Annotated in this window: 16 protein-coding genes and 1 pseudogene; all 17 read left to right on the top strand. The window is 63.8% G+C overall.

Going from position 1 to position 16,075, the window contains the following annotated elements; genetic code table 11:
* Positions 1-109 precede the first annotated feature (109 nt).
* The 17 genes and pseudogenes from B5V02_RS13710 (at position 110) to trmB (ending at position 16,008) form a co-directional block, all read left to right on the top strand.
* The gene (locus B5V02_RS13710; protein ID WP_111544703.1) at positions 110-421 is read left to right on the top strand and encodes a (2Fe-2S)-binding protein; all 312 of its coding nucleotides are present in this window, start codon (positions 110-112) and stop codon (positions 419-421) included.
* The gene (gene bfr, locus B5V02_RS13705) at positions 387-872 is read left to right on the top strand and encodes a bacterioferritin (RefSeq protein WP_111544702.1); all 486 of its coding nucleotides are present in this window, start codon (positions 387-389) and stop codon (positions 870-872) included. The genes B5V02_RS13710 and bfr overlap by 35 nt, the downstream gene beginning before the upstream one ends.
* Positions 873-884: 12 nt before the next feature.
* Entirely contained in the window at positions 885-2,486 is a 1,602-nt protein-coding gene (locus B5V02_RS13700) for a di-heme oxidoreductase family protein (protein WP_111544701.1), read from the top strand.
* Positions 2,486-3,565, top strand: coding sequence for an imelysin family protein (locus B5V02_RS13695; RefSeq protein WP_111544700.1), 1,080 nt, complete (start codon positions 2,486-2,488; stop codon positions 3,563-3,565). Before B5V02_RS13700 ends, B5V02_RS13695 begins: the two co-directional genes overlap by 1 nt.
* 65 nt (positions 3,566-3,630) lie before the next feature.
* Entirely contained in the window at positions 3,631-4,737 is a 1,107-nt protein-coding gene (locus B5V02_RS13690; RefSeq protein WP_111544699.1) for a DUF1513 domain-containing protein, read from the top strand.
* 110 nt (positions 4,738-4,847) lie between these two features.
* A complete protein-coding gene (gene tsaB, locus B5V02_RS13685) occupies positions 4,848-5,525 on the top strand; it encodes a tRNA (adenosine(37)-N6)-threonylcarbamoyltransferase complex dimerization subunit type 1 TsaB (protein WP_111544698.1) in 678 nt (225 codons plus the stop codon).
* Complete coding sequence (gene rimI, locus B5V02_RS13680) at positions 5,526-6,020, top strand: ribosomal protein S18-alanine N-acetyltransferase (protein ID WP_111544697.1); 495 nt, start codon at positions 5,526-5,528, stop codon at positions 6,018-6,020.
* A gap of 85 nt (positions 6,021-6,105) precedes the next feature.
* Positions 6,106-6,906 (top strand): lyso-ornithine lipid O-acyltransferase, encoded by an 801-nt coding sequence (olsA, locus tag B5V02_RS13675; protein ID WP_111544696.1) that lies wholly within the window; start codon positions 6,106-6,108, stop codon positions 6,904-6,906.
* Positions 6,907-6,992: 86 nt separating this feature from the next.
* Positions 6,993-8,402 (top strand): tRNA (N6-isopentenyl adenosine(37)-C2)-methylthiotransferase MiaB, encoded by a 1,410-nt coding sequence (gene miaB / locus B5V02_RS13670; protein ID WP_111544695.1) that lies wholly within the window; start codon positions 6,993-6,995, stop codon positions 8,400-8,402.
* Between the two features lie 84 nt (positions 8,403-8,486).
* On the top strand, positions 8,487-9,479 hold the full coding sequence (locus B5V02_RS13665) for a PhoH family protein (RefSeq protein ID WP_023758127.1): 993 nt from the start codon (positions 8,487-8,489) through the stop codon (positions 9,477-9,479).
* A gap of 17 nt (positions 9,480-9,496) precedes the next feature.
* A complete protein-coding gene (gene ybeY, locus B5V02_RS13660) occupies positions 9,497-10,003 on the top strand; it encodes an rRNA maturation RNase YbeY (protein WP_111544694.1) in 507 nt (168 codons plus the stop codon).
* Positions 10,004-10,031: 28 nt separating this feature from the next.
* Positions 10,032-11,108 carry a hemolysin family protein gene (locus B5V02_RS13655; RefSeq protein ID WP_111544693.1) on the top strand — a complete coding sequence of 359 codons (1,077 nt, stop codon included), beginning with the start codon at positions 10,032-10,034 and terminating at the stop codon, positions 11,106-11,108.
* 19 nt (positions 11,109-11,127) lie between these two features.
* Positions 11,128-11,590: pseudogene (locus B5V02_RS42655) on the top strand (VOC family protein).
* Positions 11,591-11,693: 103 nt separating this feature from the next.
* Positions 11,694-13,286, top strand: coding sequence for an apolipoprotein N-acyltransferase (gene lnt / locus B5V02_RS13645; protein ID WP_111544692.1), 1,593 nt, complete (start codon positions 11,694-11,696; stop codon positions 13,284-13,286).
* Positions 13,287-13,426: 140 nt separating this feature from the next.
* The gene (locus B5V02_RS13640) at positions 13,427-13,846 is read left to right on the top strand and encodes a helix-turn-helix domain-containing protein (RefSeq protein ID WP_111544691.1); all 420 of its coding nucleotides are present in this window, start codon (positions 13,427-13,429) and stop codon (positions 13,844-13,846) included.
* 170 nt (positions 13,847-14,016) lie between these two features.
* Positions 14,017-15,282, top strand: a complete 1,266-nt coding sequence (gene metK / locus B5V02_RS13635) for a methionine adenosyltransferase (RefSeq protein WP_111544690.1) — start codon at positions 14,017-14,019, stop codon at positions 15,280-15,282.
* Positions 15,283-15,306: 24 nt separating this feature from the next.
* Entirely contained in the window at positions 15,307-16,008 is a 702-nt protein-coding gene (gene trmB / locus B5V02_RS13630) for a tRNA (guanine(46)-N(7))-methyltransferase TrmB (protein ID WP_111544689.1), read from the top strand.
* Positions 16,009-16,075 lie beyond the last annotated feature (67 nt).

Raw genomic sequence — 16,075 nt, 5'->3', positions numbered from 1 at the left:
CGAAGGCCTGGGGCCTGATCCGGAGCCGGACAATCGGCTTCGGAATAGGCTCCGGTAAGAAATCAAGCCACACGGCGCGGGAGGCGCCGTCAGCCATCCGAGCCATGTAATGCTGATCTGCCATTGCAACATCATCACCGAGAGGGAAATCGAGCAGACGATCATCGGGCTGCTGGACCAGGACCCCTGGCAACTGATCGTGCCGGCGAAGGTTTATCACGCCATGCAAAAGCGCGGTCGCTGTTGCGGCTGTTTCCCAAATGTGGTCGAAACGATCATTCGGGTCACCGAAAATTACCACGCCCGCTCGGAGGCGAGCGGCGTGGATATCGTTTCACACCTGGATCGCGTCAGAGGCCTGCGCGTCCAATACGGGAGCAGAACCCATGAAAGGCGAAAAGCAGATCATCGAGCGGCTTAACGAGGCTCTTTTTCTGGAGCTCGGCGCCGTCAACCAGTATTGGGTGCATTTCCGTCTGCTGGAGGACTGGGGGTACGCCAAGCTGGCAAAGAAGGAACGCGCGGAATCGATCGAGGAGATGCACCATGCCGACCGGCTCGTGGCCCGCATCATCTTCCTTGAAGGCCATCCGAACCTGCAATCCGTGGCGCCGTTGCGCATCGGGCAGAATGTCAAGGAAGTGCTCGAATCCGATCTTGCCGGCGAATATGACGCGCGTACCGCCTACAAGCGCTCGCGTGAGATCTGCGAGGAAGCGGGCGATTACGTGACGATGAAGCTGTTCGAGGAGTTGCTGGCGGACGAGGAAGGTCACATCGACTTCCTCGAGACGCAGCTCGACCTGCTTGCTTCGATCGGTGAGGAAAAATACGGCCAGCTCAACGCCGCATCGGCGGACGAGGCGGACTAAGGACATGCGGGAGTGCGGCGCCTGCTAGAATTCGTGCGCCGCTTGCGGCGGGCCAACGGCTCGCCGCCCCGTCACAAAACGCCAGCCGGATCGGCGCGCGGGCGCTGCGTCATCCTTGTGGTGGCGCTCACCTCTTCAGCGCTTGCCGGCGACCTTCAGCCCGCCGGCCTCGCCACCAGGCGCACCGACCTCAATCCGAAGGACCAGGCGCGCGTCGCCGCCATCACCAGGCCGACGTCGGATTTCTCCAAGCCCGAGCAGTTCGAACTGATGCAGGGTGGCGCCGGCACGTCCAGGAAGGACGTCAGCCGCGATTCCTTCTCGCAATCCTCGGCCAACATCACCTTCGAGGAAGAGGGCACCTTCAAGCTCGGCAACGCCCTGTTCCGCAAGAACTGGGTGTCGTCGCCATCCTCGACACAGGCTTCGGACGGGCTTGGTCCGCTGTTCAACGAACGCGCCTGCCAGAACTGCCATCTGAAGGACGGCCGCGGCCGCCCGCCGCAAGGCGACGCCGGCACCACCTCGATGTTCCTGCGACTGGCCCGCGAGGCGAGCAGCGCGGAAGAGAAGGCAGCGCTTGCCGACCACAGGCTGCTCAACCTTCCCGACCCCGTCTACGGCACGCAATTGCAGGAGCTGGCCGTGCCCGGCCTGCGCGGCGAAGGCAGGATGCATGTCGATTATCAGGAACGGCAGGTGACGCTGGCGGACGGCACCGTGATTTCGCTGCGCAAACCCAGCTATTCGGTCGTCGATCCCAGCTATGGACCGCTTGATCCGCGCACCACGCTGTCGCCGCGCCTGACGCCGCCGATGATCGGCCTTGGCCTGATCGAGCAGATTGCCCCGGCGGACATCCTCGCCCATGCCGATCCGGACGACCGAAACGGTGATGGCATTTCCGGCAGGCCCAACATCGTCCGCGACGGCCAGAGCGGAGAGCTGACGCTTGGCCGTTTCGGCTGGAAGGCACAGACCGCGTCGATCCGCCAGCAGGCAGCGGATGCCTTTGCCGGCGACATCGGCATCTCGACGCCGGAAGAGCCGAAACATTGGGGCGACTGCACCACCGCACAGGAAAAATGCCTGGCCATGCCGAATGGCGTGCAGCCGCGCCTCGGCCCGGTCGAGGCGCCGGTGCCGGTGATGGATCTCGTTACCTTCTATTCGCAGAACCTGGCCGTGCCGGCGCGCCGCGACCTCGATCGGCCAGACGTGCTCGCGGGCAAAAAGATATTCTACGAGATGGGCTGCATTGCCTGCCACACGCCGAAATTCGTCACCCGTCGCGGCACGCCCAACAATGCGCAGGCGTTCCAGTTGATCTGGCCCTATTCCGACTTCCTGCTGCACGACATGGGGCCAGATCTGGCCGACGGCCAGGCCGCGGGCGAAGCCACGGGCAATGAGTGGCGTACCCCGCCATTGTGGGGCATCGGCCTCACCGAAACGGTCAACGGCAATTCATTCTTCCTGCATGATGGCCGCGCGCGCAGCCTGACCGAGGCGATCCTGTGGCATGGTGGTGAGGCGCAGAAGGCGCGCGACCGCTTTGCCGCCGCCAACGTGGCTGACCGTGAGGCGCTGCTCAAATTCCTGGAGTCACTGTGATGCTCAAGCGCTCTGCACTGGTTCTCGTTCTGCCGCTGGCTTTGCTGGGCGTCGTCCCGGCGTCGGCGGCTGTGAAAGCCTCCGAAATCATCCAGCGGGCGATCGACGGCTTTGTCCGCCCGGCCTATGCCGGCCTGCACGACCATGCCGGCCGTTTGACCAAGGCGATGCACACGCTCTGCACCGCGCCCTCGCAAGAAGACCTCGATGCGGCGCGGGTCCGGTTTTCGGCGACGGTCGATGCTTGGTCATCAGCCGAGATCATCGGGTTCGGACCGATCAAGGAGAACAACCGGCTGGAACGCATGCTGTTCTGGCCGGACCGCAAGAGCATCGGCCTGAAGCAGGTGCAGGCGGCGCTGTCCGACAAGGACCCGACCGCCACCGATGCGGCACAGCTGGCCGGCAAGAGTGTCGCCATGCAGGGGCTGGGCGCGCTGGAGTTCGTCCTTTACGGCGATGGCGCCGATGCGTTGACGGGCAAAGCCGATCCCTATCGCTGCGCTTATGGCGCGGCGGTTGCCGGCAACATCGAAACCATGGCCGGCGAGGTCAGCGCCGCCTGGAACAAGCCGGACGGCTTTGCCGCCCTTTGGGCCAATCCGGGGCCGCAGAACGCGCTTTACCGTGACGGCAACGAAGCTGTGACCGAACTGGTCGGCGTCTTCATCAATGAGCTGGAAATGGTGCGCGATGTGCGCCTGAAGGGCTTTTTCGGCGGCAAGCCGAATGCGGACAAGCCCAGGCAAGCAATCTACTGGCGGTCGCAGAACACCACCAATTCGCTGGCCGCCAATCTGTCGGGAATAGACAATCTGTTCCAGGCTTCGAAGCTCGGCGACGCATTGCCGCCCGATGCGCGCTGGATGGCGGAATCGATCCATATCCAGCTGGTCAACGGCGTCGCCACCGCCAAGGCCGTCAGCGGTCCGATCGACAAGGCGCTTGCCGATCCGGCGCTGCGTGAAAAGCTCGATCACTTCGCGCTGATCACCTCCAGCCTGTCGACCCTGATCGGCACCAGGCTGACCGCCGAATTCGGCCTGACCGCCGGCTTCTCGTCGCTTGACGGAGACTGAGCATGATCCCGAAAAGTGGAAGCCGATTTTCGGAAAAGATCATGCTCAAAAAGAGAGACTGATCCTTGAAGACGCCACTGATCGACCGCCGCGATTTCCTCAGGGCTACAGGCATTGGCTTTGCCGCCGCGATGGCACCGTCGGCCTGGGCGAAGACGCTTGCGGCCGACGCCGTCTTCGCCACCGCCTTCGTCAAGCGCGATGGCAGTTTCGGCGCCGCTGTCCTGTCCGAAGCCGGCAAGCTCTTGCATGCGATCGACCTGCCCGATCGCGGCCACGACGTCACTTTCGATCCGGTGTCGAAGCGTTCGGTGGTCTTCGCTCGCCAGCCCGGCACCTTCGCCGTGGTCTTCGACCATTCGGGCCGCGAGGAGCCGCTGACCATCGCCAGCATCACCGGCCGGCATTTCTTCGGCCACGGCGTGTTCTCGCCCGATGGGACGCTGCTCTACGCCACCGAAAACGACTTCGACAATGCCGCCGGCGTCGTCGGTATCTACGATGCGCGGGCGAAATTCAGCCGCGTCGGCGAATTCCCGACCTATGGCATGGGGCCGCACGAACTTCTGCTCCTGGGTGACGGCAAGACGATTGCGGTTGCCAATGGCGGCATCGAGACCCATCCGGACTATGGCCGCGCCGAGCTCAACATCGCCACCATGAAGCCGTCCTATGTGCTGATCGACCGCGTCACCGGCGACCTCATCGAGAAGCACGAACTGCCGGCGGCACTGCACCAGCTGTCGATCCGCCACATGGATACCGACCGATCCGGCACGGTCTGGTTCGGTTGCCAGTACCGGGGGCCGGGCACCGATCGGCCGCTGCTGGTCGGCCGCGCCGCGCGCGGCAAGGAGTTGCAGTTGCTCGACATGCCGCAGGACGTGCTGTCCGGTTTCCGCAACTATATCGGTTCGGTCGCCGCCAATCCGGTGGCCGGCACCGTCGCCGTCTCGTCACCGGAAGGCAATTCGCTTGTGGTGATCGACGCTGCGAACGGCCGGATCGTCTCGAACAGCGCGCTGGTGGAGGTCTGCGGCGTGGCGCCCGACAGAACGGGTTTCATGGCGACCACAGGCGCCGGCGAAATCATCGAGGGCAGCGGGGCGACCCGGTCCGAACCGGACTATGTCTGGGACAACCACATGCTGCGCATCGAACACGCCGCATAGATGCTTTTCCTGCCAAGCCGAAGCGAAGCCGCTTAACAAATTATGCACTATCCCCTTGCGATGGCGGGCCGTGGCGGGCACAGGGAATTGTTTCTCGAACCGGTCGTTTCATGAAATTGCTTGCCATCGACTGTGCCGCCAACCTCTGCGCCGCTTGCGTCTATGACGCTGAGGCGAAGCAGGAGCTTGGCCGCTCGGTGCTCGATCTAGGTAAGGGCCATGCCGAGCATCTGATGGCCGTCATCGCCGAAGCGCTGAAAGTGGCCGCAACCGACTATGCCGGTCTTGGCGCCATCGCCGTCTCCGTCGGTCCCGGCTCCTTCACCGGTCTGCGGGTCGGCGTGTCGACAGCGCGCGGCCTGGCGCTGGCGCTGAAAGTCCCGGCGATCGGAGTCACGACACTGGAGGCGCTGGCCGCTGAGGCAGCAGCGACATTTCCCGGCCGCGCCGTACTGGCGGCGCTCGACGCCGGCCGCGAGGAACTCCATGCCGCCCTTTTCGATGAAATGTCGGCTTTGACTTACGGTCCGGCTGTGACCACACTGGCGAATGCCGTGACCATGGCGACGGAAAGCGCCTCGGTGCTCGCCGGCACCGCGGCAGCGCAGATCGCTGCCTCAGCAGGGCGCGCCTTCGATATCGGTCCCGAGACGGCCACCGCCGACATTGTCGCCTACGCTCGCCTGGCTGCCGCCAAGGGCGGGAGTGAGAGGCCGAAACCGCTCTATTTGCGCGGCGCCGACGCCAAGCCGCAGGCTGGGTTCATACTGTCAAGGCAAGAAAGATAAATGCGCATACCTTTTCTCCAACCACGCCGCCGGGACTACGCGCTCGAGCCGCTGAAGATCGCCGACAGCCCGGCGGTCTCGCTGCTGCATCGCGAGGATTTTGTCCGCCCGTGGACCGATGGCGAATTCGCCGCCTTGCTCGAACAGGATACCGTGTTCGGCTATGCTGCGCGCGAAACCGGGCAGGGCGCCAAGCCGCCGGTTGGCTTCGTGCTGGCCAGGCTGGCGGCCGGCGAGGGCGAGATCCTGACCGTCGCGGTGGCGCGATCCCACCGCCGGCAGGGGCTGGGCTGGCAGTTGATGGATGCGGTGCTGCGCGAACTGCACGCGCAGCGCGCCGAAGCGCTGTTCCTCGAGGTCGACGAGACCAATGTTGCGGCGATCGCCCTCTACCGGCGACTGGGCTTCCGCGAGGTCGGCAAACGTCCCAACTACTACAGGTCGTCCGAGCACGGACCGACCGGGGCGCTTGTCATGCGCCGCGATCTTCGCTAGCCAGAGGCGCCAAATCCAAGGGTTACAGCGTCCCTTGCGCATCCAAAAAGGACGCGCGGCGCTGTAACGGCAGAGCCGGGACTGTATGATCGGAAAAATCAGGATTTTCCTGGCGCTGGGCCTTGTCGCCGCCGGTTCGCTGGTCCTCGTGCCGTTGCAGATGCTGTCGATGAAGACCGGCTGGTGGCCGGAAACCTTTATCCTGAAAATCTGGCACAGGCTGATCATCCGGGCGCTGGGCATGCGCATCCATGTCAAGGGCGCGCTGTCCGACAAGCGCCCTTTGCTGGTTGCGTCTAACCACATCTCCTGGACCGACATCATGGTGCTCGGCTCGATGGTCGACGTGAAGTTCATCGCCAGAGCCGATATGGAAGGCTGGCCGCTGATCGGCATGCTGTCGAAGCTGCAGCGCACCGTTTTCATCGAGCGCGAGCGCAAGCGTTCGTCCGGCGACCAGGCCAGCGAGATCGCCAGCCGCATGGCCAAGGGCGACGCCATGGTGCTGTTCGCCGAGGGCTCGACCGGCGACGGCAACATCGTCCTGCCCTTCAAGAGCACGCTGTTCGGCGCCGCCTCGATGGCGATTTCGGAAGGTGCGGCCGAGCAGGTCTTCATCCAGCCGGTGGCGATCGCCTACACGCGCCTGCACGGCGTGCCGCTCGGCCGCCGGCACCGGCCGCTTGCCGCCTGGATCGGCGATGAGGACCTGATGCCGCATCTCAAGGTGCTGCTGGCGGAAGGGGCACTCGACGTCGAGGTGCATTTCGGCGAACCGATCGCCTTTTCCAAGGGCTCGAACCGCAAGGAAACGTCGAAGCTGATGGAAAGCCAGGTGCGCGCGATGATGCAGGCGGCACTCGCCGATCCGCACCCGAGCCGGTAGACAGGTGGTGGGTGCGCCAGTGTGCATCACGACCGCGGCGGAGAATCGTCTGTTTTTTGTCACGGAAAGGCGTTAGAAGCCGCCAGATGGACTTGAACACGATAGAGCGTGACGACATCGACGCCGCGGCCGAAGCGATGGCCGCGCCGGCCGTGGCGACCAGGAAGGTCTTCATCAAGACCTATGGCTGCCAGATGAACGTCTATGATTCACAGCGCATGGCCGATGCGCTGGCCGCCGACGGCTATACCGCCACCGATGCCATTGGCGAGGCCGATCTGGTGCTGCTCAACACCTGCCATATCAGGGAGAAAGCGGCCGAAAAGGTCTATTCCGAGCTCGGCCGTATCCGCGATATGAAGGTAGAACGCGCCGTGGCCGGGCGCGAGATGCTGGTCGGCGTCGCGGGCTGCGTGGCGCAGGCCGAAGGCGCCGAGATCATCCGCCGTTCGCCCGCCGTCGATCTGGTGATCGGCCCGCAGACCTATCACCGGCTGCCCGATGTGCTGGCGCGGGTGCGCGGCGGCGAGAAGATCGTCGAGACCGACTATGCCATCGAGGACAAGTTCGAGCATCTGCCGCAGCCGAAACGCGCCGAGGTCATCAAGCGCGGCGTCACCGCCTTCCTCACCGTCCAGGAAGGCTGCGACAAGTTCTGCACCTTCTGCGTCGTGCCTTACACAAGGGGTTCGGAAGTGTCGCGGCCGGTGGCGCAGATCGTTGCGGAGGCGCAGCGGCTGGCCGAAGCTGGCGTGCGCGAGGTGACGCTGCTCGGTCAGAACGTCAATGCCTGGCATGGCCAGGGCGAGAACGGCGAAGAGTGGGGCCTTGGCCGGCTGCTGTTCAGGCTGGCCGAAATCCCAGGGCTGGCGCGGCTGCGATACACCACCAGCCACCCGCGCGACATGGATGATGAACTGATATCAGCCCACCGTGATCTGCCGGCGTTGATGCCTTACCTGCATCTGCCGGTTCAATCAGGCTCCGACCGCATCCTCAAGGCGATGAACCGCCGGCATACCGCGAAGGATTATCTGGCGCTGCTCGACCGCATCCGTGCCGCGCGACCAGATATCGCGCTTTCCGGTGACTTCATCGTCGGCTTCCCCGGCGAGACCGAGGCGGATTTCGAGGCGACCATGGAACTGGTGCGCCAGGTGAACTATGCCTCGGCCTTCTCGTTCAAATATTCGCCGCGTCCCGGCACACCGGGCGCCGAGATGGCCGACCATGTGCCGGAAACGGTCAAGGACGAGCGGTTGCAGCGGCTGCAGGCCCTGCTTCTGAAACAGCAGCAGGATTTCGGCACAAGCCTGGTCGGCAGCACCATCGACACGCTGATCGAGAAGCCTGGCCGCCAGGCCGGCCAGAAGGTCGGCCGCTCGCCTTGGCTGCAGCCGGTTATTGTTGATGAAAAGGCCGGCGAAATCGGTGACATTATCCAGGTGCGAATCACGAAGACGGGCTACAATAGCCTGTTCGCCGAATTGGCCTGAGGGGTCTCGGCAGATGAGGAGAGACGGTTGAGCGCAGCAGAGCTGAAGAACCTGCCCCCGGTACCGGCATCTGGGGCTTCTGACATGGCGCACATCGTTCTGACTTTCGACAACAACAAGCTTGCCAGCGCCCTTTACGGTCAGTTCGACGAAAACCTGGCCAGGCTCGAGCAGAAGCTCGGCGTCGACATCCGCTCGCGCGGTAACCAGTTGACCATCAAGGGCTCGGCGTCGGCCGCCGAGCAGGCCCGCCGGGCGCTGGATAATCTCTACGGCATTCTGCAGAAGGGCGTCGATATCGGCCAGTCCGACGTCGACGGCGCCGTGCGCATGGCGATCGCCGCCGACGATCAGCTGACCTTGCCGACGCTGGAACGCAAGGGCAAGGTCTCCGCCGCCCAGATCGCCACCCGCAAGAAGACGATCTATGCCCGCTCGCTCAACCAGGACGCCTATATGCGGGCGCTGGAGCGGTCGGAACTGGTGTTTGGCATCGGCCCGGCCGGCACCGGCAAGACCTATCTGGCGGTGGCGCATGCGGCGATGCTGCTCGAACGCGGCATGGTCGAACGCATCATCCTGTCGCGGCCGGCGGTCGAGGCCGGCGAACGGCTGGGCTTCCTGCCGGGCGACATGAAGGAGAAGGTCGATCCCTATCTGCGGCCACTCTATGATGCGCTCTACGACATGATGCCTGCCGACAAGGTCGAGCGGGCCATTGCCGCCGAAGTGATCGAGATCGCGCCGCTCGCCTTCATGCGCGGCCGTACGCTGGCGCATGCCGCGGTCATCCTCGATGAGGCGCAGAACACCACGCCGATGCAGATGAAGATGTTCCTGACCCGTCTCGGCGAGAACTCGCGCATGATCGTCACCGGCGATCCGACGCAGATCGACCTGCCCTCGAACACCAAATCGGGCCTGGTCGAAGCCTTGCGTGTGCTGGACGGCGTGGCGGGCGCGGTAACCGTGCGCTTCAACGATGGCGACGTCGTCCGCCATCCGCTGGTGGCGGAAATCGTCAGGGCGTATGACCGGGATGCCAAACTGGCGCGCGGCCTCGGCGCCGAGAATTGATGTGACGATGTGGCCTCATGCCTGAGGACAACATATCCGGCGACGGGGCACTTCCGGTCCCCGTCGAGATTGATATATCAGTCGAAGCAGGCGATTGGCCCGATGAGGCAAGCCTGACGCGGCTGGTCGATCGCGCTGTCGCGGCTGCTTTTGCCGAGACCGGCGTGGCGGGCCGTTCCGAACTCAGCCTCGTTTTTTCCGACGACGCCCATATCCGGACCCTCAACGCCGGCTGGCGCGGCAAGGACAATCCGACCAACGTCTTGTCTTTCCCGGCTTTTCCGCTAGTGCAAGGCGCTCCGTTGCCGCCGATGCTGGGTGACATCGTGCTCGCCGCCGAGACGGTCGCGCGTGAAGCGGCACTGGAAGACAAGCCTGTCGAGAACCATATTACCCATCTCGTCATCCACGGCCTGCTGCACCTTTTGGGCTATGATCACGAGACCGATGCCGAGGCCGAGGCAATGGAGGCCATCGAGCGCGCATCGCTCGCAAGGCTTGCCATTCCCGATCCCTACGCGTAACTACAAAAGACCAATTGACCGGACGACGATGAACGACAAACCAGAGACTGCCGCCCGCCCCGACGCCGGCAGTGCGTCCAAGGCTTCCGATACGTCGGAAGAGGGATCAAGTCCGAGTACCGTTACCGGCAGCGTTGCCAGCGAGTCATCGCTTGCCGGTCCCTCCCTGTTCGACCGCGTGCTGGGCCTGTTCCGGCAACGCAACGGAACCAGCCTGCGTGAGGAAATCGCCGGCGCGCTTGCCGAAACCACGAGCGATGCCGAATCCTTCTCGCCTGGCGAACGCGCCATGCTCAACAACATCCTGCGCTTGCGCGAGGTGCGCGTCGAGGACGTCATGGTGCCGCGCGCCGACATCCAGGCAGTCGAGATCACGACGACGCTCGGCGATCTCCTGGGCACCTTCGAACAATCCGGCCATTCGCGCATGCCGGTCTATTCCGAGACGCTCGATGATCCGCGCGGCATGGTCCATATCCGTGACGTGCTGGCCCACATCACCAAGATCGCGCGCGTCAAGAAGGGCCGCGCGACCAGGAAAACCCCTGCCGCCACGGTTCTCGACCTCACCCAGGTCGACCTCGCGCGCACCATTGGCGACCTCAACCTGATCCGCCAGGTGCTGTTCGTGCCGCCGTCGATGCTTGCCTCCGACCTGATGGGCCGCATGCAGACAACGCGCACGCAGATGGCGCTGGTCATCGATGAATATGGCGGCACCGATGGCCTTGCCTCGCTCGAAGACATCGTCGAGATGGTGGTCGGCGACATCGAGGACGAGCATGACGAAGACGAGCCGATGATTACCCAGAGCGGCGATGGCGTCTTCATCGTCGACGGCAAGGCCGAGATCGACGACGTCGCCAAGATGATCGGCGAGGATTTCGCCGCCGGCGAACATGGCGAATATGTCGACACCATCGGCGGCATGATCTTCAACACGCTTGGCCGCGTTCCGGCGCGCGGCGAGGTGGTGCAGGCCATTCCGGGCTTCGAGTTCCATGTGCTCGATGCCGATCCGCGCCGCGTCAAGCGTGTGCGCATCGTGCAGAGCCAAAAGGGCGAGCGCCGCCGGCGCGCCACGGTCCGCGCTGAACAGGCGTGAGCGTTTCGCTCGCCCGACGATGATCGACGACCCGTTCAAACACTCAAGCCTGGGCTCCGGTGTGTTCTACAGGGACCCTCGCGCCGCGCTGGACTGGCTGGAAACGGCCTTCGGCTTCGCGCGCAGCATGGTGGTCAGCGATGCCGAGGGAAAGCTTGTCCACTCCGAGATGCGGTTCGGCGACGGCTACATCATCGTCGATTCCGAATGGACCGACTACGTCGCCAGCCCGGCTTCCGTCTCGGGGAAGAACATCTGTCTATGTGCGGCTGAAGGACGGCCTGGACGCCCATTGTGAGCACGCCAGGGCAAAGGGCGCCGAAATCATCCGGGAGCCTGCGGACCAGTTCTACGGCGAACGCCAGTATCGGGCGCGCGATCCCGAGGGCCATGTCTGGACCTTCACGCAGCCCATCCGCACCGTTTCCCGGAAAGAGGCCGAACGGTCGGGCGGTCTGCGTATAGACGGCTGGCACCGGTAGGGCGGTGGCCAGAGCTTCCATTGCAGCCAGCCATCCGGCGTTTGGAGCGCGGACCGCAGCCTGTTAAATCTTGCTTCCTGATTCGCGCGACTCGGAAGTATGCATGGAGCGCCTGGCCGGCCGGATAATTCTGCTTTGGGGTTGGCGGCGCGCGCTCGTGGCCTTTCTCGCTGGGGCGTTTGCCGTGCTTGGCCAGGCCCCTTACGATTTCTTCGCCGCCTGCTTCATCTCGTTTCCCTTGCTGGTCTGGCTGCTCGACGGCGCCACCGGCGAAGCCTCCGGCAGCCTGTTCCGGCGCCTGCGGCCTGCCTTCGCCGTCGGCTGGTGGTTCGGCTTCGGCTATTTCCTCGCCGGCCTGTGGTGGATCGGCTCGGCACTGCTGGTCGAGGCCGACAGCTTTGCCTGGGCGCTTCCCTTCGCTGTGATCGGCATTCCCTTCGCACTCGCCTTTTTCTACGGCTTTGCGGCAATGGTTGCCCGCCTGCTGTGGAGCAGCGATATCGGCCGCATCGCGGCCCTTGCGTTTGGTTTCGGGCTGACGGAGTGGCTGCGCGACTTCCTGTTCACCGGTTTTCCCTGGAATGCGATCGGCTATGCGGCCATGCCCGTGCCCTTGTTGATGCAGAGCGTCTCGGTGACCGGCATGATCGGCATGAACGCGCTCGCGGTGTTCGTCTTCGCATTGCCGGCGCTGCTGGCGGCGCGCCGGCATCTGCGCCTCGGCGCGGCGCTGTTTGCCGCCCTCGCCGCCGCCCATATCGGTTTCGGCTATGTCAGGCTTGCCGCTCCCGAAAAGCCGGCGACGCGCAGCCTGGATGTCCGCATAGTCCAGCCGGCCGTGGATCTGTCGGAAAAGTGGGACGCCTCGGTGCGCGACCGCATCTTCGCCACCTTGATGGGGCTGTCGGCCAAGGCGCCGGACCCCGGTCAAGAAAAGCCGCAATTGATCCTGTGGCCCGAAACCTCGGTGCCGTTTCTCTTCACCGAGCGTCCGGATGCGTTGACGGCGCTGGGCGACATGCTCGGACCCGGCCAGATGCTGATCGCCGGCGTCGTCCGCGAGGAAGGCGGCTCGGCCGCGAATGCCGACAGCCGCTACTACAACTCCGTGGTGGCGATCGACGACAAGGGTGAAATCGTCGACGCCGTCGACAAGGTTCATCTGGTGCCGTTCGGCGAATATCTGCCTTTCGCCGATCTGCTCGAGCGTTTCGGCATCGAGCAACTGGTTGCCGGGCCGATGACATTTGCGGCCGGCAACGAGCGGCATGCCATCACGCTGCCTGACGGCATCCGTGCGCTGCCATTTATCTGTTATGAGGTGATCTTTCCCGATCTGGTGGCAGTTGACGCTACGTCAGCGCAGCTTATTGTGAACGTTACCAATGATGCGTGGTTTGGCGACACGCCGGGTCCGTATCAGCATTTCAGGCAGGCCCAGATCCGTGCGGTGGAGAATGGATTGCCATTGTTGCGTGCTGCCAACAACGGCATCTCGGCCGTCGTCGATCCGCGCGGCCGCATCGTCGACGCGCTGGCGATCGACGCGCGCGGCGCCATCGATGCCCGCGTACCGATTTCCGGACAGGCGGTCATATCTCCTGGCCAACGACGCATTAACGGAATGCTGATCATGTTGCTGTTTGCCATCGCCGCCGCTCTGTTGAACGTAAGGCAAAGGCTACGGGTGAATTGACAGCCCACACATTAGAAACTCATACTGTAAGCGCCTGAAAATTTCTCGAAGTCGGTGGATCGTTCTGTTGGGGCAGTTGCCACCGGCTTCGTTTGGGCAAGAAAAAATAGAGAAAGCCGAAAAAATTCGGCGAGGAAAAAATGACAGAAGACAACAAGAAGAAACCGAATCCGATCGATATCCATGTCGGCAGTCGCATCCGGCTTCGCCGCAATATGCTGGGAATGAGCCAGGAGAAACTGGGCGAGAACCTCGGCATCACATTTCAACAGATTCAGAAATATGAAAAGGGCACCAACCGCGTCGGCGCCAGCCGTCTGCAAGCGATCGCGTCCATTCTCGGCGTGCCTGTCGCTTTCTTTTTCGAGGATGCGCCCGGTCAGGAGGCCGTACCCGGCCGTGGCTTTGCCGAGGACGCGTCGATGGCTTTCGCCGTCGAATTCTGCGGCAGTCCTGAAGGCCTTCAGCTCAACCGGGCCTTCGTCAAGATCGCCGACGCCAAGGTGCGCCGCAGGATCATAGACCTTGTCAAGTCGCTCTCCACTGATGATCCCGACTGATCCGCAATCCTGCTCTAACCGGCGGCAGCCTGCCGCCGGTGGCACAAGATAACTGCATCGACATTCATGCCAGAACGGCAGCACCGCTTGACGAGCGGCGCTTTGCCCCGCTAACACGTGGCGCGCCAAAATCGGCAGCCTGCCGATCGTTTTTTCAAGAGGGGACACCCGTGACGCGGCAGAATTACTTCTTTACCTCGGAATCCGTTGCCGAGGGCCATCCCGACAAAGTCTGCGACCGGATCTCCGACGAGATCGTCGATCTGGTCTATCGCGAAGCCAAGAAGACCGGCATGGACCCATGGAAAGTCCGTGTCGCCTGCGAGACGCTGGCCACCACCAACCGCGTCGTCATCGCTGGCGAAGTGCGCGTCCCCGAGACGCTGCTGAAGAAGGACAAGGAAGGCAACATCCTCAAAGATACCGCCGGCCATCCGGTCGTCAATCCGGCGAAGTTCAAGTCGGTTGCCCGCAAGGCGATCCGCGAAATCGGCTATGAGCAGGCCGGCTTCCACTGGAAGACCGCGAAGATCGAGGTCCTGCTGCACGGCCAGTCGCCGGATATCGGCCAGGGCGTCGACAACGCGTCCGACCGTCAGGGCGAGGAAGGTGCCGGCGACCAGGGCATCATGTTTGGTTACGCCTGCCGCGAGACGCCGGATCTGATGCCGGCGCCGATCTACTACAGCCACAAGATCCTCGAACTGCTGGCCGCCGCCCGCCACGAAGGCAGCGGTGAAGCCGGCAAGCTCGGTCCGGACGCCAAGAGCCAGGTGACGGTCCGCTACGTCGACGGCAAGGCTGCCGAGGCGACGCAGATCGTGTTGTCGACACAGCATCTCGATGCGAGCTGGGATTCGAAGAAGGTCCGCAAGGTCGTCGAACCCTATATCCGCGAGGCACTGGGCGAGCTCAAGATCGCCGACAACTGCATGTGGTACATCAACCCGACCGGCAAGTTCGTCATTGGCGGGCCGGATGGCGACGCCGGGCTGACTGGCCGCAAGATCATCGTCGACACCTATGGCGGTGCCGCACCGCATGGCGGCGGCGCTTTTTCGGGCAAGGACACCACCAAGGTCGATCGTTCGGCGGCCTATGCGGCGCGCTACCTCGCCAAGAACGTCGTGGCGGCGAAACTCGCCGACCGCTGCACCATCCAGCTTTCCTACGCCATCGGCGTTGCCCAGCCGCTGTCGGTCTATGTCGACCTGCACGGCACCGGCAAGGTTGACGAGGCCAAGCTCGAGGAGGCGCTGCGCTCCGTGATGGATCTGTCGCCTTCAGGCATCCGCCGCCATCTCGATCTCAACAAGCCGATCTACGCCAAGACGTCGTCTTACGGCCATTTCGGCCGCAAGGCCGGCCGCGACGGGTCCTTCTCCTGGGAAAAGACCGATCTCGCCAAGGCGCTCAAGGACGCGGTCGCCGCCTGACAGCGGCGCCGCAAAGTCCTGCTCATGGACCCGAAGGACAGACCAAGCCGCGCGACCGAAGCCTTCTTCGGTCGCCGGCGCGGCAAGACCATGCGTCCGCAGCAGGCGGCCGCGCTGGAAAGCGGTTTCGGCACGTATCGGCTCGATCTGACGGCTGAACCGCCGGCTGATCTGAGCACTCTGTTTGCAGCGGATGTTTCGGCGGTTCGTCTCGAAATCGGCTTCGGCGGCGGCGAACATCTCCTGCATCGCGCCACCGAGGCGCCCTCGACCGGCTTTATCGGCGTCGAGCCCTTCGTCAATGGCATGGCCAAGATGATGATGGCGGTGAGGGAGAAGCCGCTCGCCAATCTCAGGGTTTATGACGACGACGCCACCCGGCTGCTCGACTGGCTGCCGCAAGCTTCGCTCGCCGGTATCGATCTTCTCTATCCGGATCCTTGGCCAAAGAAGAAGCACTGGAAGCGGCGTTTCGTCAGCCCGATCAATCTCGACCGTTTCGCGCGCGTGCTGAAGCCGGGTTCAAAATTCCGCTTTGCGTCCGATATCGACACCTATGTGAACTGGACCTTGCTGCATTGCCGGGCGCATGACGCGTTCGCGTGGCAGGCTTTGGAGGCGGCGGATTGGCATCGGCCTTACGATGGCTGGCCGGGCACGCGTTACGAGGCAAAGGCCATTCGCGAAGGCCGGCGGCCGGCCTATCTTACCTTCGTTCGGACGTAAGCGCGCTCATGGCGCACCGCCTCCGGCGTCCGCCGAGGGGCAAAGCCGAACGCCATCCGCCCGCCAA

The organism is Mesorhizobium kowhaii (genome assembly GCF_003253745.1).
GTDB classification, from domain to species: domain Bacteria; phylum Pseudomonadota; class Alphaproteobacteria; order Rhizobiales; family Rhizobiaceae; genus Mesorhizobium; species Mesorhizobium kowhaii.
Note: the sequence above shows the minus strand (reverse complement) of the source record. Positions and strands in the feature narration are given on the sequence as shown.